Source organism: Calditrichota bacterium (genome assembly GCA_013151735.1).
Lineage (GTDB): Bacteria > Zhuqueibacterota > JdFR-76 > JdFR-76 > BMS3Abin05 > BMS3Abin05.
Genome location: JAADHR010000091.1, coordinates 1 through 21,015 on the forward strand (window position 1 = coordinate 1; position 21,015 = coordinate 21,015).

Annotated in this window: 15 protein-coding genes and 1 tRNA gene; 15 read left to right on the forward strand and 1 reads right to left on the reverse strand. The window is 49.3% G+C overall.

Annotated elements, in window-relative coordinates:
* The first annotated feature begins 140 nt into the window (after positions 1 to 140).
* The 10 genes from GXO76_06285 to GXO76_06330 all read left to right on the forward strand — a co-directional run bounded on the left by GXO76_06285 (position 141) and on the right by GXO76_06330 (position 12,026).
* Positions 141 to 437 (forward strand): hypothetical protein, encoded by a 297-nt coding sequence (locus GXO76_06285; GenBank protein NOY77463.1) that lies wholly within the window; start codon positions 141 to 143, stop codon positions 435 to 437.
* A complete protein-coding gene (locus tag GXO76_06290) occupies positions 434 to 1,072 on the forward strand; it encodes a hypothetical protein (GenBank protein ID NOY77464.1) in 639 nt (212 codons plus the stop codon). The genes GXO76_06285 and GXO76_06290 overlap by 4 nt, the downstream gene beginning before the upstream one ends.
* Positions 1,073 to 2,635 carry an amidohydrolase gene (locus tag GXO76_06295; GenBank protein NOY77465.1) on the forward strand — a complete coding sequence of 521 codons (1,563 nt, stop codon included), beginning with the start codon at positions 1,073 to 1,075 and terminating at the stop codon, positions 2,633 to 2,635.
* Between the two features lie 15 nt (positions 2,636 to 2,650).
* Positions 2,651 to 3,724: a flavodoxin-dependent (E)-4-hydroxy-3-methylbut-2-enyl-diphosphate synthase gene (gene ispG / locus GXO76_06300; protein ID NOY77466.1), complete on the forward strand. Its 1,074-nt coding sequence runs from the start codon at positions 2,651 to 2,653 to the stop codon at positions 3,722 to 3,724.
* Positions 3,725 to 3,892: 168 nt separating this feature from the next.
* A tRNA-Gly gene (locus GXO76_06305) sits at positions 3,893 to 3,968 on the forward strand.
* A 117-nt stretch (positions 3,969 to 4,085) separates the two neighbouring features.
* Positions 4,086 to 7,322: a T9SS type A sorting domain-containing protein gene (locus GXO76_06310; GenBank protein ID NOY77467.1), complete on the forward strand. Its 3,237-nt coding sequence runs from the start codon at positions 4,086 to 4,088 to the stop codon at positions 7,320 to 7,322.
* A 180-nt stretch (positions 7,323 to 7,502) separates the two neighbouring features.
* Positions 7,503 to 8,429 (forward strand): hypothetical protein, encoded by a 927-nt coding sequence (locus GXO76_06315; protein ID NOY77468.1) that lies wholly within the window; start codon positions 7,503 to 7,505, stop codon positions 8,427 to 8,429.
* Between the two features lie 106 nt (positions 8,430 to 8,535).
* Positions 8,536 to 9,741 carry a tetratricopeptide repeat protein gene (locus tag GXO76_06320; GenBank protein NOY77469.1) on the forward strand — a complete coding sequence of 402 codons (1,206 nt, stop codon included), beginning with the start codon at positions 8,536 to 8,538 and terminating at the stop codon, positions 9,739 to 9,741.
* A gap of 115 nt (positions 9,742 to 9,856) precedes the next feature.
* Entirely contained in the window at positions 9,857 to 11,086 is a 1,230-nt protein-coding gene (locus tag GXO76_06325; protein ID NOY77470.1) for a hypothetical protein, read from the forward strand.
* A 16-nt stretch (positions 11,087 to 11,102) separates the two neighbouring features.
* The gene (locus GXO76_06330) at positions 11,103 to 12,026 is read left to right on the forward strand and encodes a hypothetical protein (protein ID NOY77471.1); all 924 of its coding nucleotides are present in this window, start codon (positions 11,103 to 11,105) and stop codon (positions 12,024 to 12,026) included.
* A gap of 137 nt (positions 12,027 to 12,163) precedes the next feature.
* On the opposite strand, the gene GXO76_06335 is transcribed toward GXO76_06330, so the two are convergent.
* Positions 12,164 to 13,738: a GAF domain-containing protein gene (locus GXO76_06335; protein NOY77472.1), complete on the reverse strand. Its 1,575-nt coding sequence runs from the start codon at positions 13,736 to 13,738 to the stop codon at positions 12,164 to 12,166.
* A 482-nt stretch (positions 13,739 to 14,220) separates the two neighbouring features.
* Between GXO76_06335 and GXO76_06340 the strand changes: the two genes are divergently transcribed.
* The 5 genes from GXO76_06340 to GXO76_06360 form a co-directional block, all read left to right on the forward strand.
* Positions 14,221 to 15,558: an ammonium transporter gene (locus GXO76_06340; GenBank protein NOY77473.1), complete on the forward strand. Its 1,338-nt coding sequence runs from the start codon at positions 14,221 to 14,223 to the stop codon at positions 15,556 to 15,558.
* Between the two features lie 438 nt (positions 15,559 to 15,996).
* Entirely contained in the window at positions 15,997 to 17,187 is a 1,191-nt protein-coding gene (locus tag GXO76_06345) for a YgeY family selenium metabolism-linked hydrolase (GenBank protein NOY77474.1), read from the forward strand.
* 84 nt (positions 17,188 to 17,271) lie between these two features.
* On the forward strand, positions 17,272 to 17,646 hold the full coding sequence (locus GXO76_06350) for a four helix bundle protein (protein ID NOY77475.1): 375 nt from the start codon (positions 17,272 to 17,274) through the stop codon (positions 17,644 to 17,646).
* Positions 17,647 to 17,755: 109 nt separating this feature from the next.
* A complete protein-coding gene (locus GXO76_06355; protein ID NOY77476.1) occupies positions 17,756 to 18,775 on the forward strand; it encodes an ornithine carbamoyltransferase in 1,020 nt (339 codons plus the stop codon).
* A gap of 182 nt (positions 18,776 to 18,957) precedes the next feature.
* A partial coding sequence (locus tag GXO76_06360; protein ID NOY77477.1) for an NAD(P)-binding protein occupies positions 18,958 to 21,015 on the forward strand: 2,058 nt, incomplete at its 3' end.

A 21,015-nucleotide genomic window follows, 5' to 3' on the forward strand; every position in this document is an offset into this window, starting at 1 on the left:
GAATAATATTCGCAGGCATAAAGCCTGCGACTACACTGCGTATTCGATTTTTTCAATAAAATTAATTCGTGAAAATTCGTGAAATTCGTGGGCACTAACTTTACAGACCAGGCGCCATTCAAATATCTCAAGAAAGACACATGACCATTCATCAGATTTACTGGATTGTATCGTTCGCGGGGCTAATTCTAACATTCTTAATTGTTTGGTTTATCGTCGGACGATTGAACCGTTTTGGGTTTGGGGCGTACAAATGGGTGATTTACAGCCTTTTGCTCATTTACGCCGGTAAAGAAATCTTCCGCCTTGCGAAAAGTGGCGGGCTTTGTCCCAATAACGCCTTTTTTTGGTTTTGGGTGATTTTGGGGGTGCTTTCGGTTATTTTGCTTGTGCAAAGCTGGCGGCACCATAAAAAGAAGGGAGTGGTGGAAGAATGAAAAGATGGGTGTTTTTTCTAGTCGTGTTAATTGGGCTAAGTGGATTTTGGGGATGTGCGGGACTCCAACCCAGATTTGAGGATCCCAAAAATGATGGATCCGTTCTTCTTATCGGTTCCGTTATTGTAGACGTTTTTGAATACCACCACATCACAGATACCTTCAGATATGCAACGGATATTGCGATTCTTGGCCGGGTTGAGGAAAATGGGAAAATCAAGAAGAAACTCTTCTGGACAAAAACCGATTCCCACGGCTTCTTCTATCTTGATAATTTGCCTCCCGGTGAATATGGGCTAAAAGGGTTTCGCGTAAAAATTCTGGGCAGTGAAGATGTCCTTACGGTGGTTAACAGTCTGTCGGATTCCACGGAGCACTACAGCGTGGTCAGCCGTCCGGTCATTAAAAAGAGAGGAAATTATTTCCCCTACAAACCCAAAAATCGTGTCGTGGATTTCGGACACAATTATTTTTTTATCGACCACGGAAAAGAGGTTCATGCGAAACATCTTTACCGGATCAACGATTTACGGCTGGTGACCGGCGAGCGCCTGACAGAGCAGCCTGTTGCTTACTATTTTTATAATAAATATCCAAAAAGCCGATGGAGAAATTTTCTTCCGGTGCGTCGCTAAATGAGACCGATGATTTTTTTCAACGGGGCTATTTTTACCGGAGATTCGCAGATGCCCTGGGCGGAAGCCCTTGTAGTAGCAGAAGATAGGATTGCATTTGCAGGAAGCCGCACCGAGGCCATGTCTGACCCGGAGGCCATAAAAGTGGATCTGAAGGGGAGACTGGTGCTGCCCGGGTTCAATGATGCCCATCTGCATTTTGTGGAGGGAGGACGGGTTCTAACCGGACTGAATCTTCGGGAGGCCCGCAATCTTGAAGACTTTCTTGAACAAATCGGCCGATATGCCCGAACCGTGACGGCCGGCCAATGGATTACCTCCTGGGGCTGGGACCACGAAAGGTGGCCTGAAAGGCGCTATCCCACCCGCCGGGATGTGGACCGCGTGTCTCCACAACACCCGCTTTTATTGTTTCGATTGGATGGTCACGTGGCGGTGGCCAACAGCCTGGCCCTCAAGGCGGCCGGTGTCTCCCGAGCCACAAAAATTCCGGGCGGCCAGGTTTTGCTGGATCCTCAAACCGGAGAGCCCAACGGGGTGCTTCGGGATAAAGCAGCAAAATTCGTAGCCGCACAAATTCCTCCGGAACCGCTTTCCCGGCGTAAAGAAGCCATTCGGATGGCGCTTTCACAGGCGGCGAAATTGGGTGTAACGTCTGTTCAGGAAATGGGAACGCAGTTTGGAGATTACACCATTTACCGGGAATTGGCGGAAAGGGGAGAGCTGACCGCGCGCGTGTACGCCGTGCCGTTGTTTGAAAATCGAGATCTTTTTCGGGGACTCCCGGAGGACAATTGGCTGCGCGTCGGGGGCGTAAAGCTTTTTTCAGACGGTTCACTGGGGGCGGCTTCGGCCTGGATGTTCGAACCTTACGATGACGAACCGGAGACAACGGGATTGGCCCTTTATTCAGCCGAGGAATTACGGGATATTCTGGAAACGGCGGATCAGAAGGGCTGGCAAATTTGTATTCACACCATTGGAACACGCGCCAATCATGAGGTCGTGCACGCTTTTGACCGGATTCTGAAAAATCGGGGAAATCTCCGGCGCCATCGATTTGAGCATGTTCAGCTCATCCGGGACGATGACCTTGGGCATATGGCCCGGCTGGGCTTGCTGGCTTCGCTTCAACCCGTGCATTATTGGGACGACCGACGGTGGCTGGTGCATCGGATTGGTGAACGCCGGCTTCCGCTGGCGTATCGTCTGGGGTCGTTTTTTCGAGCAAAGATTCCCGTGGCCCTGGGGACCGACTGGCCGGTGGGGGACCTAAATCCTCTTTTGGGGATCTTTTCGGCCGTGGCACGGAACCATGATTTGAATACGCCGGAAGAGGGCATTTCTCTCAAAGCCGCTCTTCGTGCCTACACAAGCGGAAGCGCCTTCGCGGAGTTTGCAGAAAATAAAAAGGGACGTTTGCGGGAAGGGCAACTGGCAGACCTGGTTGTTTTGTCTGAAAATATCTTTAAGCTGCCGCCCGAGGAGTTCAAAAATGTGGCTGTTGATCTGACCCTTGTGGGCGGGAAAGTGGTTTATCAATCAGAACAGGCAAAATTTTAAAGGGAAAAGGATTTGATTCAGCGAAAAAAAACACGGCGGGTAAAGGTTGGAAACCTCTTTATCGGGGGGGATGCCCCGATTTCTGTTCAATCCATGACCACAACAAAAACGGAAGATGTCAAGGCCACCCTTGAACAAATTCGCCGACTGGAAGAGGCCGGCTGCGAGATTGTCCGCGTAACGGTTCCCACACCCGAAGCGGCGGAGGCCATTTCCGAGATCAAAAGGAGGATTCGCATTCCTCTGGTTGCCGACATTCACTTTGACTATCGACTCGCCCTGAAATCCATTGAAAACGGAGTCGACAAAATTCGGATTAATCCGGGTAATATTGGTTCGAAAGAGCGTGTACGAGCTGTTCTTTCGGCGGCGAAAGAGCGGGGAATTCCCATTCGAATCGGGGTCAATTCCGGTTCTTTGGAAAAGGATTTACTGCGAAAATACAACAAGATTTGTCCTGAAGCGTTGGTTGAAAGCGCCATGCGGCATGTGAGAATTTGTCAGGAAAATGATTTTGAAGATATCGTGCTGTCGCTAAAGGCGTCAGACGTGTCGATGATGATTGATACGTATCGTTTAATTGCTCAGAAGGTTGATTATCCTTTGCATTTGGGGGTCACCGAGGCCGGAACGCCGCGGACAGGCATTATTAAATCGGCCGTGGGCATCGGGACCCTGCTGGCGGAGGGCATTGGCGATACCATTCGGGTCTCTCTTACGGAAGACCCGGTGGAAGAGGTCCGCGTGGGTTTTGAAATCCTAAAATCCTTGGGATTGAGAAAACACGGACTTAACATTGTTGCCTGCCCCACGTGTGGTCGCCTGGAGGTCGATTTAATTGGCATTGTAACCCGGGTAGAAAAGCGACTGGCGGGCTACGACAAAGAACTCACCATTTCAATTCTGGGCTGTGCGGTAAACGGGCCGGGAGAGGCGCTTGAGGCGGATATCGGAGTGGCGTGCGGAAAACATTCTGCCCTGATTTACAAAAAGGGGGTAAAGGTCAAGAAAATTCGGGAGGATGAAATTGTCGATTACCTTGTTGAAGAGGTAGAAAAATGGCCCGTTCTTGTGGAAAAAGAGAAATAATCCGGACAATGGGGAAATGGGGTGAAGCGCAGCTTGTTAAAAAAATGAAACTTTAAAAAATTTTCTTGACATTTTTTCAGGATTTATTACATTATATACACGCGTCCTGAAATATTGGAATAAAAATCGAACAGTAATTTTATAAATAATAATAGGTTGTAAAAATATGCGGGCGTAACTCAGCTGGTAGAGTCCCGGCTTCCCAAGCCGGTTGTCGCGGGTTCGAATCCCGTCGCCCGCTCCATATTAGCAGACCAATTGAATTGGTTGTTAAAATGACCCACGACGCGAGCGGAGTTTTTGGCTTCGCTTTTCTTTTCTTTCATTGTCACTACATTTCACCAAACTGGAGGGTTAGGAGATGAAATTCAAACAAAGGAATCGGTATCACTTGTTGTTTTTATGGGGCTTTATTTTACCCCTGTTTTTGTTTTTGTCCACGGCCGCGGCCTTTTCATCGGGCAAAAAGGACGTCAGCCTTCAAAAAATAAAAGCCGCTTATTCCAACGCACTCATCCAACAAACCACCATCAACAAAAACAGCCTGCTAAAAAAATCAGTCGATCACGAAAAATCACTTCTTGAAGAAAAAATCAAAACCGCCCAACTGGATCAAATTCTCCAGAGGAAGGTTCAATTTTCCATTCCGGCGGGTGAGAAAATCAGGGCATTTGTAAATGAAATTAACAAGCAAAAGGCCCTGGGACTGACTCAGAAGGAAATTTTCGATGCCATTGAGTCCAGACTTCGGGCGAAAGCGGTTCAGGGAAACGGTGTGATTCAGGGTACCGTTACGATTGATGGTCAGCCGCACCAGAGCAATGTAGAGGTCATGGCCTTTGATGAATACGGTTTTCTGGCCGGGTCCGCCGAGCTGGACTGGAATGGCTCGTACACTCTCAGCGGTCTGGAACCGGGTTCTTACTATGTCCTGACCAACAGCGATTTTGTTGATGAATTTTACAACGATATCCCTTCAAATAATTATGCAGGGTGGCGGCAGGCAACACTTGTGTCGGTAGCCGCCAATCAAACGGTATCCGGGATTAATTTTGATTTGCAGCACGGGGCCGTGATTACCGGTACGGTTTTTACACAGAATGGAGCCGTCCCGTTTGGCTGGAATATGATTCACTTGAAGATTTACTCTGCCAACAGCCCGGAAAATCCGATAGAGGTTGATGCCTTTACGACCGATCAGGGCGTTTATATGGCCAATGTTCCGGCAACGGGTTCCTTTAAAATTTATGCGGAAAGCTGGGGCTACGAAGGCGAATTCTACAATCACAAATCATCCTGGGATCAGGCCGATGTGGTAACCATTTCGTCCCTTACGGATACGGTGAGTGGAATCGATTTTAATTTGAATCAAATGGAAGGCCCGGGCCCCCTTCCCACCTTTCAGGCCGGAGCAATCGAGGGTCAGGTGACCGGCACCGGCGGCATTCCTCTCAATTTCACCATTATGGTTGCCTTTAATTTGCAGGATACCACGGTGGCCGGATTTGGATTAACCTCTCAGTCGCTTACGGGTGGCGAGGTCAATCCCGGAGAATATATCATTGCGCCTCTGGATTCGGGAAATTACATTGTTTATGCGAATGATCTGATCGGTCCTTACGGAAAAGAGTATTACGATGGCAGCCTGACACCGGAGGGGGCAACGCCGGTTCACGTGGCAGATCAGGATACCACCCGGAACATCAATTTTACGATGCAGTTGGGCGGAATTATTTCGGGCAGCGTGACTACAGCAAACGCTTCTCCGGTGGATTCCATCCTGGTAATTGCGGTTCGCCAGAATATTATGGATGAAGACAAGTTTTTCAGCAATATTGACTTCGGCTTTGCCTTTACCAATTCCGCAGGTGCCTACACCATTCGCGGATTATCTTCCGGAAATTACGTTCTGCGTACCATTTCCCTGGTCAATAAGAACTACGCCGGTGTGGTGCTGGACGAGTGGTATGAAAATGCACACAGCATCTGGGATTGGAAGGATGCGACACCGGTTTCCGTCACAGCCCCGCGCCGGGTCAGTAACATTAATTTCGTCCTGGAATCGCCCAGTTTTATTTCGGGCCATGTGATGGATGCCAGTGGAACAACCCCCGTTGGGGGAGTGACGCTGCTGGCGCTTCGTGCGGCAGATAATCTTCCTGAACTCGCTTACGCACAGTCACAAAACAGCGACGGGTCTTACAACCTTGGACCGTTGCCTCTGGGAGATTACAAGGTTTTTGCGTTTATTGATCCCGACAACGATGCGGGTTACCTGCCTGAATTCTACGATGGGGTTCGTACGCTCAATGCAGCATCGACTGTCTCAATTACGACCCCTGGCGTGGTTCAGAATATCGATTTTACATTGGATCAGGGCGGTACTATTCAGGGAACAATCTATTTGTCCAGCGGCTTTTCCGCCGGCGCCGATACGGCAAGTGATTTTCCGGTAGTGGCGTACGATGCCACAACGGGACTTGCAATGGGTGCGGGAATGGTTACCTTTGCGGGTGGTTACCGGATTTCCCACCTGCCTCCCGGAAATTACAAGGTGTGTGCACTGCCCGTCATGTCTCCGTTTGCGGCAACGTATTTTGGAGATGGGGCCACATTTGATGATCCGAACAGTACGCCGGTGGCCTTAACCGGAGGGGATACCCTTTCTGCAGACATCACTTTGGGGCGCGGAACCGATTCGATTACCGGAAACGTCTTTGCTATCGATGAGGGGGCTCAGATGCCTTTGCCCATGGCCATGGTGCTGGCCTACGACGCTACGGGACATGCCGTTTCGGCCGGGATGTCCGGGTTTGATGTCGTCAGCCAGACCAAATTGCCTTCCGCTTCAGAATATTCGATCGCCGGTCTTCGCTCGGGTAGCTATTTTGTCCGAACCTTTTCAGGTTTTGGCACACTGATGAATCTGTCGGATTTGTCAGAGAATCTGGACAATGGTAGTCCTGGCACCACCCCGGGTACGGGTCTGGGAGATGGCAATGGCCTGCTGCCGGGTCTTCCCTTTCTGGGAGGGGTAAATCTTAATCTCACATTTTATCAGGATCAGTGGTACGAGAACGTACCCATTCAGATATCCCCGAGCGGATCCCTGATGAATTTCTTCTGGGAGTTGTTAACTTCCTCCGGCGATATGACGGGCTTTATTCCGTTTTACAGTGTACCGGAGGGCGGCGCTCAGGCCGTTTCCTCGAATGCGTCAGGCATCGACTTTGTTCTTGAAAAACTGGATGCCAAGACGATTTTTTCAGATGTAACGGAAAACAGTCTTTCCACTCCGTCCAAATTTGTTTTGAATCAGAACTATCCGAATCCCGTTCGTTTGAGTCGGATGGCAATTTCCGGAACGAGTATTCGCTATTCCATTCCACAGGCGACACATGTTGAGGTGGCGATCTACAATATTCTGGGACAAAAAGTGGCCACACTTATTAATCAGAATCAGGCCGCGGGTTTTCATCGTGCGGTGTGGAACGGTCTGGATCAGACGGGACAGCTGGTCTCAAATGGAATCTATTTTTATGAATTAAAAGCGGGAAACAAGGTAGTTTCTCTCAAGAAAATGGTTGTTTTGCGGTAGCTTTTGTCATTTTCATGAATTCTGAAAATCGCAAGAGGAGAAAAAATAAGTGATGCCGCATCATTTTTATCACTGGAAACCGCGTTATTTCTTGTGAACAATTTCGAGTGGTGTTAAAAAGGGGCAGAATAGGTCTGCCCCTGTCTATTTGGTAAGGAGAAATAGAAGGGAACTAGTAAGATGAGAAAAATTAGACGTCTCGGACTCGTTTTTGCTCTTCTGATGGTGGCTGCAATTGGGTTTGCATTTGCCCAAATGCAGGATGTGGTTCAGCAGGTGGGAAGTGCCGGTGCCGTAGATTGGACCAAACAATTGATTACCTCTACCGGAATCGGTGCCCCTAACCCCAATGTGCCGCCTGCTGCACAAAGGGCAGGTGCCATTGAAGCGGCCAAGCGGGTGGCTCTGCGAAATCTTCTGGAAACCGTTCGGGGAATGGCTCTTAATTCCGATGTAACCATCGAGAATGCCATGACTACATCCGATGTGATCCGAACCCGCATTGCCGGCGTGGTTAAGAATTTTACGGTCAAAAATATCCGCTACATGTCAGATGGATCGGTGGAAGTGGATGTGGAAATGCCCATTAGTGGCGCCTTGTCTGATTTGGTGCTTCCGCAGCAATTTGGCGGCGGCCAGTTAATGGTATCCTCTCAGCCCCTGTGCCCGGTATGCGGACAACCCTGGCCGAAGGGAAAACCGGTTCCTCCGGGCGTAAAATTAATCTATCCTCAGGGCCAGCAACCGGCTCAGGGGGCGGCAAACGCCACGTACACCGGCTTGATTATCGATGCCAGAGGACTGGGTGTGCATCCGGCCATGGCCCCCAGGGTTTTGAATGAAAATGGCGACGAAGTGTACGGCTCCCGCTATGTGAGCCGCGACTACGCCGTACAAATTGGCATGGTGGGGTATGCCAAAGACCTCAATCAGGCACGGCAGTCCGATCGGGTAAAGGATAATCCTCTGGTTGTGAAAGCCATTAAGGCGTCCGGGCCCAATCGAGCCGATGTGGTGATCTCCAATGCCGATGCCCAGATTATTCACTCGGCAGCTTCCAATATGAATTTTCTGGATCATTGCCGGGTGATGTTTTTGGTGAATTAATATTTAAGGAACAGCCGTGAATTAGAATCTCCGGATTTTTTGTTTTCCAATTAAATAGGAAAATGAGTTACATTTTGGTTTGACATCCAAAAAAGGAGTTGGAAAAATGGGAAAACCTATTAAGATTGCAATTCTTTTACTGCTTGTCCTGAGTGTATCTGCACTGATGTTTAGCTGCGGCCCCAAACCCATCAAACAGCAGTCTGTGATGGACACACCCGATTACCATTACCAGATGGGCATGCGCGAATTGAATCGCGGTAATTTGCAGGCCGCAATGGAAGAATTTGGCCGCGCAAAGGCCCTCGATCCCAAATACCCCGGCGCCTATGTGGGGATGGGACTGGTCTATTGCAAACAGGGAAATTTCAAAGAGGCCTACAAGGCGGTGGACAAGGGGATTGATCTTAATGATAAATTTCTGGAAGGCTACATTGCTAAAGGACGAATCATTACAAAGGAACGGAAAGGCGATGATTGGGTTGAGAAGGCCGTCAAACAATACAACAAGGCCTTGAAAAAGGCGGAAGAGTTGGCGAAAAAGGATCCCAATATGCGGGATCAGGCGCGCAAGTGGAAAGAGGAAGCCTATTTTTACATGGGCGAGACCTACAAGAACGGTTTCAAATTTCGCGATGCGGAGAACGCCTTTTCGCGCGTGGTGGAAATGAAGGGTGATTATGCGGAAAAGGCCAATGCCGAATGGGAATTGGTACAAAAAATTGTTCGTGCGGCCCCCGGTACGAAAATTGGAGCCAAAATTGCCCTGATTCCCGAAATTGACCGGGCAGATTTGGCCGTGCTTTTAATTGAAGAAATGAAGCTTCTGGATGTGTTTGAGAAGCGCCGTCCAAAAACGTTTGATACGGGCTTCCGGCCTCCAGCCGATCCCACAAAATTCAAAGCGGCCGTTCAATCCAACAAACCGGATATTACCGATATTCAAAACCACTGGGCCAAGCGCTGGATTGAGGACATCGTAACGGTGGGAGGCATGAGCACCTTTCCGGACCATACCTTCAAACCGGATCAGAAAATCACACGGGCCGATTTTGCCAACGTGGTACAGAATATCCTGATTGCCGTTACGGGCGATCAATCGCTGGCCACAAAGTACATTGGGGAGCCGTCCCATTTTCCGGATGTCCCCAGCACCCACTGGGCCTACAATGCCATTACGCTTTGTGTGGACAGGGGGATTATGCACGCCAACAAAATTGACGGCAGTTTTGGGCTAACCAAACCGGTTTCCGGTGCCGACGCCCTGTTGATGATCCGCGATTTCCAGAATGCCCTTCGGATGACGTTTTAGAAGAGCATTCAAAAACAAGAGGGGGATTAGGCGTCAGAGCGGGGCATTTCTTCCGCTAATCGGAGGCGAATTGACACTAAAAATTTTTGAAAAACTAAAACAGAAAGGTGACCAATTGAAAGGGAGAACCTTATTGTCCCGGGCCGTTTGGGTTATTTTGGGCCTTTTCTTTTCGACTAACCTGCTTTTTGCTCAGGTTCCGCAACAACCAACGCAGGTTTCGCTTCAAGGCAGTTCCACCGTTCAGGCAACCGGTGTAGGAAATATCATTGCCGGGGACGTGGCGCACGCCCGGGATAATGCCATCGACGATGCGCTGCGAAAGGCGGTTCAGCAGGTGCTGGGGACCTATCTTTCGTCAGAGACACTGGTCCAAAATTATCAGATGGTTGAAGACAATATTCTTACCTGGACGAAAGGGTATGTGCAGAATTACAAGGTGATTGCCGAGCGCCAGTTGGATTCCATGACCTACCAGGTGACGGTTGAAGCCACCATTCGGATGGGCGATCTGAAAAACGATGCCGAAAGCCTGCAAAACCTCATTGCGAAAATGGGGAATCCGCGGATCATGGTGATGATTCAGGAGCGGAATATCGGTGAAAATTACCAGGGTAACGGCTATTTTAACGTGGATATGACCTCCGCCGAAACCGCGATGATTGATGTGCTGATGAACAAAGGCATCGAGGTGGTGGATCCCTCCGTTATTCGGCAAAAGCTTAAAAAACAGGAAGCGCTTGCTGCACTTGCCGGAAATCTGAAGGCTGCAACAGCCATCGCCCACGAGTACGGTGCCGAAGTGATTATCATTGGAAAGGCCATGGCCAAAGTGGCCACGGGTGTGAACCTCTACGGCATGAAATCCTGTCAGGCAGATGTAACCGCCCGTGCCATCAATACCGATACGGGAATGATCATCGCCACGGCTTCGGCTCACGCCGCAAAGCCTCACATTGACGAATTAACCGGCGGTACGATGGCCATTAAAGCTGCGGCGACCCAAACGGCGAATCAACTCATCGATAAGATCTTGAAAAAGTGGCGGGAACAGTATTACAATGCCGCAGCCATTGAGCTTCAGGTGAAGGGGATTGAAAACTTTAATCAGTTGGAACAATTCAAAACGACGTTGAAATACTACATTCGCGGCATCAAGGGGATTTATGATCGTAAGTTCAGTAACGGGGAGGCTTTTTTGGAAGTTAAAATGACCGGAAATACCCGTCAATTGGCGCGGGAGCTTTCCGGGAAGGATTTGGGAAAAATCAAGGTTGACGTGTTGGGGGTAACCCCGAACAGTCTTGAACTGAAAGTCTCACCGGTTCAGGAAGAACAGAATTAATTTCAGGAGGTTGGGTGTGAAACGAATCATAAATTTTACTCTGCCCCTTCTTTTTCTTGTGGGCCTTTTCAGCGTTCATTCAGCCCGGGCAGATTACAAGGGTCTTAAAAAGCGCGTTGCCGTATTTGATTTTCAGGATAAGACCGATCACCGGTACGCCTGGTGGGGCGGGAAAACGGTTGGGCGCGGCATGTCGGACATGCTGGTGACGGCGCTTGTAAAAAGCGGCCGATACACCGTTATCGAACGCCAGAATCTGGACAAAATTCTTTCTGAGCAAAAATTAGGCGTATCCGGGTTGGTAACCCCGCAGTCAGCTGCTCAAATTGGAAAACTTCTCGGAGTGGAATTGGCCATTGTAGGAACCGTTACGGAATTTGGCTACAGCAAAAGCGACATCGGAGGCCGCTTAAAAGGAATCGGATTGGGGGTAAAATCCCAAAAAGCTGTGGTAGCGGTGGATGTTCGTTTTATCAATACCACCACGGGAGAAATTATTAAGGCGGAGTCCGTTCGAAAAGAAAAATCCAAGAAGGGACTCTCCTTCAGTTCGCTGAAGTTCAATTTTCATGACCGCAACCAATTTGACCAGAGTTTGGTGGGGAAGGCCACCCGTGAGGCGATTAATGAAATTGTCAAATTAGTCGATCAAACTTCCCGGAACCTTCAGTGGGAAGGCAAGGTCATAAAGGCGACGGCATCCGGGCAGGTTTACATCAATAAAGGTTCCCTTTCCGGTGTAAAAATTGGAGATGTTTTCACCGTTTATCGAAAGGGTGAAGACCTGATCGACCCGGATACAGGGATTTCACTGGGAGCAGAGGAAGAAAAGATCGGAACGATTCGAATTGTTCGGGATATTGCAGGCGGGAAGGCCTCGGTAGCCACCATTCTTTCCGGTTCAGGATTTCAAACCGGTGACATTGTGCGATTAAAATAACCATTTTTGGATTTGGCTTAAAAGGCAGTCCCGGTTCGGGCTGCCTTTTTTTGTACACCGGGTTGAGGAAGCGGTGTGGTTTTTTGAGAAAATAAAGAGCCCGCGTTGCAGCCACGGCAGTTGCCTATCGCTGCTCATCACACGTCAATATTTGAATTCTTAAATCGTGAAACGTCGATGTTGTGCTTTTCAATCTTGTAGCTCAAAATTCTTTCGGTCGTATCCAGAAGACGCGCCGCCTTTGCCTTGATGCCCCGCGCCGTCTTGAGCGCATCCTGGATCAATTCCTTTTCGTAGGATGTGACGGCCTTTTCAAGTGACATCTTTGGAAGCGTGTTGCTGCTTTCTGCTGTTTGAAGTGTCGGTGGCAGATGGTAGCTGTGAATGACCTGATCTTCGCAGACCAGAACCGCCCGTTCAATACAATTCTCCAGCTCCCGCACATTTCCCGGCCAGTGGTATCGCATCAGCATGTCAATTGCCGGTGTGGAGATTCGTTTGATCGCCTTTCCGTGCTTCCTGCCGTATTTGAACATAAAATGGTCCGCAAGCAAGAGAATGTCCGTCCGTCGTTCGCGCAGGGGCGGCAGAAAAATACTGAAAACATTCAGGCGATAGTACAAATCTTCCCGAAATTTTCCGTCGGCAATTAATTTTTCGAGATTGGCATTTGTGGCCGTGATAATTCGAACATCCACCTTAATCGTCTCCGTGCCCCCAATTCTCTCAAATTCATGTTCCTGAAGTACGCGCAGCAACTTGACCTGCGTGAGAGGGGTTAATTCACCAATTTCATCAAGGAAAATGGTTCCGCCGTTTGCCAGTTCAAAGCGTCCCTTCTTTTGGGTCAAAGCACCGGTGAAGGCGCCCTTTTCAAAGCCAAAGAATTCGGATTCGATCAAACTTTCCGGGATGGCCGCACAATTCACCTTAATAAACGGTTTATCCCGTCGGGACGAGTTAAAATGGATGGCCTGGGCAATGAGTTCCTTCCCCGTTCCGGATTCCCCCCGGATAAGCACGGTCGTATCCGCCCGGGCAACCTGAGCCACCTTTTCATAAACATCCCGCATTTCGCTGCTGTTGCCAATAATGTTTTGAAAGCTGAATTTGTCTTTCAGACGCTCGTCCAGAAGAACGCGCTCATTCAGAATCTTTTCTCGTTCCATGGTCAAGAGCCGGTTGAAACGTATGGGCTGAGCCAGAGCCGAACCCACCAGTGTGAGAAATTTCAGCGTATTGGAAAGGTGACGATTGGGATTGTACTTTAAATTCACGATCAAAACGCCAAGCGTGACATAATCGCTTATAATGGGTACCCCCAGGAAGGTTTGTTCGCCGTCCCGTTTCCGATTCCAGGAACTCATTCGATTCAGGAACAGGGGTTCCTTGCTCACCTGAGGTACGACAATCGGCTTGCCCGTTTCAGCGATTCGGCCTGTTAATCCCTCGCCGAGTGCGTAGATTGTTTTCCGGATAGTGTGCCGGTAGCCAACCGAAGCCGTCAGGGTCAAGGTGCGATCGCGATCCGTTAAAAAAATGGCGCCGGAACGAATATGATACGATTGCTGGAGGATTCGTAATGTGGCATCCATGGACTCCTGAAGATTCAACGTGCGGCTGACGGCCTCGTTGATCTTTTCAAGAATAGAGAGCTTTTTAATAAGAGAATCTGTTTGCTTCTTTTTTTCACTATCCCGTTTGGCAGTCATTCTTTATCCCTTTCCCTTGCTAAAAAAACGAATGGTTCCTGAAGCAATGTGGGGTTGTCTATTTGATTAATCATACAAAAATGTCGTAAAATAATTTTAAAGATACAATAATGTATTATAGAATGCAAGTGAAAAAGGTACGATCTGGTAAGAATTATCGGCTGATTACGGCAAAATTTTTAAAAACAAATAAAAGCCGCTCTCCAATTCTTTATAAAAACTACAATATTGTCTCAATAAATATAAAAAGCAACAATAATGTTGTATTTCGAAAATCTTCACTCTGATACGCAATCGGAATAACAAACAGGTAAAATAACAAACAGGTAACAATAGTATAATATCCAAAAAAATAAGAAGATAAATAAATACTTTTGGAGAGCCTATTCGCCCAAAATAGGAATTAAAAAAGTGGCACACCAATTGCTTTAAGGGGATGAAAATAATGGAGGAAAACGAGTATGAAGAGTAAGTACCAAAAGATGGTGGTCGGGGTTGGGCTTCTGATTTTGTTACCGGCAGCGGTCATGGCAAAATCAGCCGATCCGAACGGATCGAAAACGCTCTTGTCGGATCCCAATGCCGCGGTCAATTTTGCATGGGTGCTGATCGCGGCTTTCCTGGTGTTTTTTATGCAGGCCGGTTTTGCGCTTGTGGAAACCGGAATGTGTAAAGCAAAAAACGCCGTAAATATACTAACAAAAAATTTTATGGACTTCAGCATCGGGGGGCTGGCATTCTGGGCATTTGGTTTTGCCGTTATGTTTGGTGGGTCGGCGGTTGCCTCCGGTCTGAATCTGGGGAATCGGTTTTTTGGGTATTCAGGCTTCTTTTTAAGCGGAGCAGCATACGATGTGAGAACAGCCGAGGTATGGATTTTCCAGATGGTTTTTGCAGCAACGGCTGCAACCATTGTCTCCGGTTCAATGGCTGAACGCACCAAAATTACAAGCTACATGGCGTACAGTTTCATTATTTCTGCTGTCATCTATCCCGTTTACGGACACTGGATCTGGGGTGGAGGCTGGCTGAGCACATTGCCTTTTGGTGCCGGTGCCGTCGATTTTGCCGGCTCGGGGGTCGTTCATACGGTGGGTGGACTCATGGCGTTCACCGGTGCGGCAGTTCTGGGTCCCAGACTGGGCAAATATGATGAGAATGGAAAACCCCGGCAAATGCCCGGTCATAATGTGGTGTATGTGGTTCTCGGGACACTGATTCTTTTCTTCGGATGGTTCGGATTTAATTCCGGCAGTACGTTAGCCGCAACCGATTTGCGTATTTCACTGATTGCTGTTAACACCTTTTTGGCGGGCGTTACGGCCTCTGTTGTGGTGGTTTACTGGATTTATTTGAAAACGGCTAAAGTGGATTTGCTGGCGGCTTCCAATGCCGCTTTGGCCGGTCTGGTTTCCATTACGGCCGCATGCGCTTACGTTCCTCCGTGGGCGGCTGTTGTCATCGGAGCGATTGGAGGAATGCTTATGCTGTGGGGGTTGGATTTTATCGAGAAACGATTAAAAATTGACGATCCGGTCGGGGCAATATCTGTGCACGGCATTGCAGGGCTTTGGGGCGTACTGGCGGTTGGCATTTTTGCAGACGGGACGTACGGCGGCGTTTCTGGTTTGATTGTCGGAGATACCCGTCAGATTATCGCTCAGGCCATTTCTGCAGGTGTCTTGATTGCTTACACATTGATTGCCGGTTTTTTGACCTTTTATTTTCTTAAAAAGACAGTGGGTCTCCGGGCCAGCAAAGAAGAAGAGGAAATGGGGTTGGATATTCTGGAGCATGGAATGACGTGTTATGGTGAATAAAAAACAAAAAGGAGAGCTGAAATGAACATTCAGGCGATGCTGGGAATAGCTGCTTTTGTGACTTTTTTTGTAATGTGGGTGATTTTGCCGACTTTTATAAAAAAGAGAGTCAGTAGAAAGCTTGATGTAAATGAAGAGTCGTAGATAGTCTTTTTCGTCTTGCTGCGTTGTAAAGTTTGTTGCCCAAAACGGGCATACTGAGGAGGAGATGAAAGAATCCCGTCCATTTTTATGGGCGGGATTTTTTTGTTTGCTTCTCTCTTTTGCCGGAATAGGGTGATATCGGATCTCCTTTTAGGCAAATATGAAAAGTTTTGGAAATCCAACCGGCGGTTATTTTTAATCTTGATTTAATCTGTGAATTTCTTTAATTTGAAGTGACCCTTTTGAGAAAATATCCGTTTAGCGGGGAAACGTCAAAAAAAGGAGAATTCGATAATGGAATGGTTTACTCAGATCGATGAACTTTCCCGGAAATACCGGGATGATACGGCGCGGAATCTTTCCAATTTAGTAAAAATAAAATCATTGAGCAAGGAAGAAGGCGGCGTAATCGCCGAGCTCAAGCGGCAAATGGAAGACGCCGGATTTGACGAGGTGTGGATTGACGGGCTCGGGAATGTAATTGGCCGCGTGGGAAACGGCCGGAAGATTCTGGCCATTGACGCCCACATGGACACCGTGGATGTGGGGAATCCGGACGACTGGGAATTTGACCCCTTTGGCGGCGAAATCCGGGACGGCTATGTGCTGGGACGCGGTTCGGTAGATCAGGAAGGCGGGGCGGCGGCGTTTGTAACGGCAGGCCGCATTTTGAAGGAATTGGGTTTTGACAAAGACCTCACGGTCTACTTTGTGGGCAGCGTGATGGAAGAGGATTGCGACGGCCTGCCCTGGAAATTCATTATTGAAGAAGACAAGATTCGTCCCGATTTTGCCATTAGCACGGAGCCGACGAATTTGAACATCTACCGCGGGCACCGGGGACGAATGGAAATTGAGGTGACCTTTCACGGCCTGTCGGCCCACGCCTCGGCGCCGGAACGCGGGAAGAACGCGATTTACATGGCCTCGCGCACCTGTTTGGGCATCGAAAAACTGAACGACCGCCTCAAAGTGGATGAGTTTCTGGGCAAAGGCAGCGTGGCCGTTACGGAATTTGTGTCGGGGAGCCCCTCATTGTGTGCCGTGGCAGACTACGCGAAAATTCACCTGGATCGCCGCCTGACCTGGGGCGAAACGAAGGAATCGGCTGTGGCGGAGGTGGCGGAACTGGTCCAGGGCATGGATGCGGCCATTGAGGTGCTTCAATACCATGAAACGTCGTATACCGGCCTTCAATACGGAATGGAAAAATATTTTCCCACCTGGAAAGTACCGGAAGACCATCCGGTGGTGCAAGCCGGTGTGGAAGCCTATCGGAAGCTATTCCGTGCAGAGCCCAAAGTGGATAAATGGACCTTTTCTACCAACGGCGTGGTCATCAATGGAGTGTACGGCATTCCGATGATCGGCTTCGGCCCCGGCAATGAAGAGCTGGCGCACGCTCCCAACGAGAAGGTGCCGATTGATCACTTGGTCAAAGCCGCGGCCTTTTATGCCGGTTATGCGTTTCGGATTGCGGAGTAAAATTTACCGCAGAGGCGCAAAGACGCAACGGGACAAATAAAGTGAAATTCCAAATTCCAAAAAACAAATTCCAAATAAATTCCAATGACCGAATTTTCAAATTCTAAACAGAGTAAAAAATACAACTTGGAAGAGCGTACCTTTCAGTTCGCAAAAGAGATTCGTTTTTTGGTGAAAAAATTGCCAAGAACGGTAGGCAATATTGAAGATGGCAAACAACTCATTCGTTCGTCTGGTTCGATTGGAGCAAATTACATTGAAGCGAACGAATCACTAAGCAAAAAAGATTTCTTAATGCGAGTGAAAATTAGCCGAAAAGAAGCCAAAGAGAGTGTCTATTGGTTACGACTAATTCAGGAAACCAATTCTCTTGAAGATGAAGAGAGTTTGACATCTCTGATTCAAGAGGGGATTGAATTGAAGAAAATCTTTTCGGCAATCATTGAAAAATCAAAGTGAATTTGGATTAGTTAATTCGATTATTGGAATTTGGAATTTATTTGTGATTTGGAATTTGAATATTGGAATTTTTTTGTAATTTCGGTAAATTCAATAAAAGGGTACAATGATGAATACGAATTTTCGCAACAAGCATTTCATTACCACCAACGATTGGACCAAGCAGGAACTGGACACCGTTTTTGAGGTGGCGTTTGATTTGAAACGCCGGTTTGCCGTGGGCGAACCCCACCGCTATTTGCCGGACAAAACCCTGTTCATGATTTTTTTCGAACAGAGCACCCGCACCCGCAATTCCATGGAGGCCGGGATGACGCAGCTTGGCGGCCACGCCCACGACCTCACGCCGGACAAAATGCAGCTTTCCCACGGGGAGTCGGCCAAGGACACGGCGATTATTCTGTCGCGGATGGGCCACGGCATTGCCTGCCGCAATTGCTTTTACGGCATCGGAAATCGCTATTTGAATGAAATGGCCCGCTATGCCACCGTGCCGGTGATGTCCCTGCAGGATGACGTGTACCATCCCTTTCAGGGGCTGGCCGATTTAATGACTATTTTCGAATATTTTGGCCGCGATCCCAAAGGCCTGAAAGTGACCGTTTCCTGGGCCTACGCAAAATCCCACGCCAAACCGCTTTCGGTGCCGCAAACACAGATTTTACTGTTTCCCCGTTACGGAATCGATGTAACCGTGGCACACCCGAAGGAGTTTCCGTTGAGCGAGGAGATTGTAGCGGCTGCAAAGAAAAATGCGGAAGCGGGCGGCGGGAGTCTCCGTTTTACCCAAGACATGGACGAAGCCCTGGAGGGGGCTCAGATTGTCATTCCCAAAAACTGGGGAGGCTTTGGGGCGTACACAATGGAAGAGTACCTGGAAAACGAAGAAGCCTGCAAGGCAGAAATGGCGGCCAATCTGGAAAAACACCGGGATTGGATTTTTGATCGTCGCCGCGTAGGACTGGCGGACAAGCAGGTCAAACTCATGCACGCGCTCCCGGCAGACCGCGGACGTGAAGTGACCGACGACGTCATTGACGACGAAACCATTTCAATTGTCTACGATGAGGCTGAAAACCGGCTGCACACAGCCAAAGCCGTCATGGCGCTCACAATGGGAGGACGGTAAAAAGAGAAATTCCAAAAAACAAATTCCAAATCACAAACCTGAATAACTTGTGTAAACTACAATTTCCTCAAAAGAATTCTAGTGTTTGGGTTTTTGGATATTGGAATTTATTTGGACATAGGGTTTTGGAATTTGGAATTTTCTTGTGAAAAACTACTTGATTTTTGGCGAAAGGACAACGCTTGTCTGACAAACTTTACCCACTCTCGCTTCCCCGACTTTTGAGTTGGATTTTAGAGGAGGAAAAATCCGGGCAGATTTTTGGCATTGTGCGGGAGCTTTTCTGGAAGCCCCGGCCGGAGGATCCCTTCCGTCTGGAGCGGTTCGGACAGGTGCTGGAAACCCCGATAGGCGTGGCCGCCGGGCCGCACACGCAAATGGCACAAAATATTGTGTCGGCGTGGCTGATGGGTGCCCGGTTCATCGAACTGAAAACCGTGCAAACCCTGGATAAATTAGACGTCCCCAAGCCCTGTATCGATGCGGAGGACGAAGGCTACAATGTGGAGTGGTCCCAGGAATTACGGCTTGACCAGTCCTTCAACGAATATCTAAACGCCTGGATTTTGCTTTACATTTTGCGGCACCGTTTCGGCCGGACAGATTTCGACGATCCCGGGTTTCTTTTCAACATGAGCGTGGGATACAATTTCGAGGGTATTCTTCAGCCCAATGTGCAGCGTTTTCTTTCCCGGATGGAAAATTGTGAGGAGGAGCTGGCTGAAAAAATTGACGAAATCCGGCCCATTTACCCTCAAATTGATGAAATCGCCATTCCCGGCCGTATCTCCGATAACATAACCCTTTCCACGATGCACGGCTGTCCGCCGGATGAAATTGAACAGATTGCCCGTTACTTCATCGAAGAGCGGGGTCTGCACACAACGGTAAAGCTAAATCCCACACTGCTGGGACCGGAGGAGGTACGGGAGCTGCTCAACCGCAGGCTGGGTTTTCCAACGGAGATCCCGGATGAGGCCTTTGCGCACGATTTGACGTACAGCGAAGCGCTCCAAATCATCCGAAATCTCCAAGAAAGCGCGGAGAAATCGGGGGTGCATTTTGGAATCAAGCTGTCGAACACGCTGGAATCGGTCAACAATCGGCCTGTGTTTCCGTCCTCAGAAAAAAGAATGTACCTCAGCGGTCGGGCGTTGCACCCGCTGACTGTTCGGCTGGCCAGCCGACTGCAGAGCGAGTTTAGCGGCAAACTGGACATTTCCTTTTCCGGGGGCGCCGATGCCTTCAATGTGGCCGATCTGGTAGCCAGCGGCCTGGCACCGGTAACCGTTTGTACCGATCTGCTCAAACCGGGCGGGTTTACGCGACTGCCTCAGTACCTGGACGAACTTTCCCGGGCCATGCAGACTGTGGGAGCGTCATCCATTGCCGATTTCATTCAGAAGCGCCACGGCGGTGCAGGCAAATCGGTGGCGCAGGCGGCACTGGCTAATCTGCAGCAATATGCCGAAAAAGCGGCAGAATTGCCCTTCTACAAAAAAGAGTTTTACCCGGACAAGTCAATTAAGAGCTCCCGTTTCCTGACACCCTTCGACTGCATTGCCGCGCCGTGCGTAGAAAAATGTCCCGCCCATCAGGACGTCCCCGAATACATGTTTTTTACGGAACAGGGAAATCCGACCGCGGCGCTGGACGTGGTTCTAAAGACCAATCCTTTTCCGATGGTAACCGGACTGGCGTGCGACCATCTGTGTCAGACCAAGTGCACGCGCCTCAATTACGATGAGCCGCTGCAAATTCGGGAGATCAAGCGTTTCGTGGCAGAGCAGGCGCCAAAGGAGCGGATACCGAATCCAGCCCCGTGGAATGGCCTGCGTGTGGTGGTCATTGGGGCCGGACCGTCGGGCCTTTCCTGCGCCTATTTTTTACGGCGGGCAGGCTGTCAGGTGGAGATTTTCGAAGCCAGTCCACGGCCGGGTGGCATGGCGGCCTCAGCCATCCCGCGTTTTCGGCTTCCGGATGAGGCGCTGGAGATCGACGTGAACCGGATTCAAGAATTGGGCGTCACCCTTCACTTGAACACGCCGGTGGATCGGCCTCTGTTTGAACGTCTACAGCATGAATTTGATTTTCTTTACCTTTCCGTTGGCGCTCAGGCCGGAAAACCGCTGCGTATTCCGGGAGAAGATCTGGAAGGGGTTCAGGACGCTCTGGCGTTTCTTTCGCGCGTGCGAAAGGGGGAAGCGGCTTCTCTGGGGCAGAGGGTGCTGGTAATTGGC

Excerpts from the sequence above, each read along its gene's own strand:
- GXO76_06335 (NOY77472.1), bottom strand. The coding sequence starts at position 13,738 with ATGACTGCCAAACGGGATAGTGAAAAAAAGAAGCAAACAGATTCTCTT.
- GXO76_06295 (NOY77465.1), top strand. The coding sequence starts at position 1,073 with ATGAGACCGATGATTTTTTTCAACGGGGCTATTTTTACCGGAGATTCG.
- GXO76_06310 (NOY77467.1), top strand. The coding sequence starts at position 4,086 with ATGAAATTCAAACAAAGGAATCGGTATCACTTGTTGTTTTTATGGGGC.
- GXO76_06285 (NOY77463.1), top strand. The coding sequence starts at position 141 with ATGACCATTCATCAGATTTACTGGATTGTATCGTTCGCGGGGCTAATT.
- GXO76_06340 (NOY77473.1), top strand. The coding sequence starts at position 14,221 with ATGGTGGTCGGGGTTGGGCTTCTGATTTTGTTACCGGCAGCGGTCATG.
- GXO76_06290 (NOY77464.1), top strand. The coding sequence starts at position 434 with ATGAAAAGATGGGTGTTTTTTCTAGTCGTGTTAATTGGGCTAAGTGGA.
- GXO76_06315 (NOY77468.1), top strand. The coding sequence starts at position 7,503 with ATGAGAAAAATTAGACGTCTCGGACTCGTTTTTGCTCTTCTGATGGTG.
- GXO76_06350 (NOY77475.1), top strand. The coding sequence starts at position 17,272 with ATGACCGAATTTTCAAATTCTAAACAGAGTAAAAAATACAACTTGGAA.
- GXO76_06320 (NOY77469.1), top strand. The coding sequence starts at position 8,536 with ATGGGAAAACCTATTAAGATTGCAATTCTTTTACTGCTTGTCCTGAGT.
- GXO76_06345 (NOY77474.1), top strand. The coding sequence starts at position 15,997 with ATGGAATGGTTTACTCAGATCGATGAACTTTCCCGGAAATACCGGGAT.
- GXO76_06355 (NOY77476.1), top strand. The coding sequence starts at position 17,756 with ATGAATACGAATTTTCGCAACAAGCATTTCATTACCACCAACGATTGG.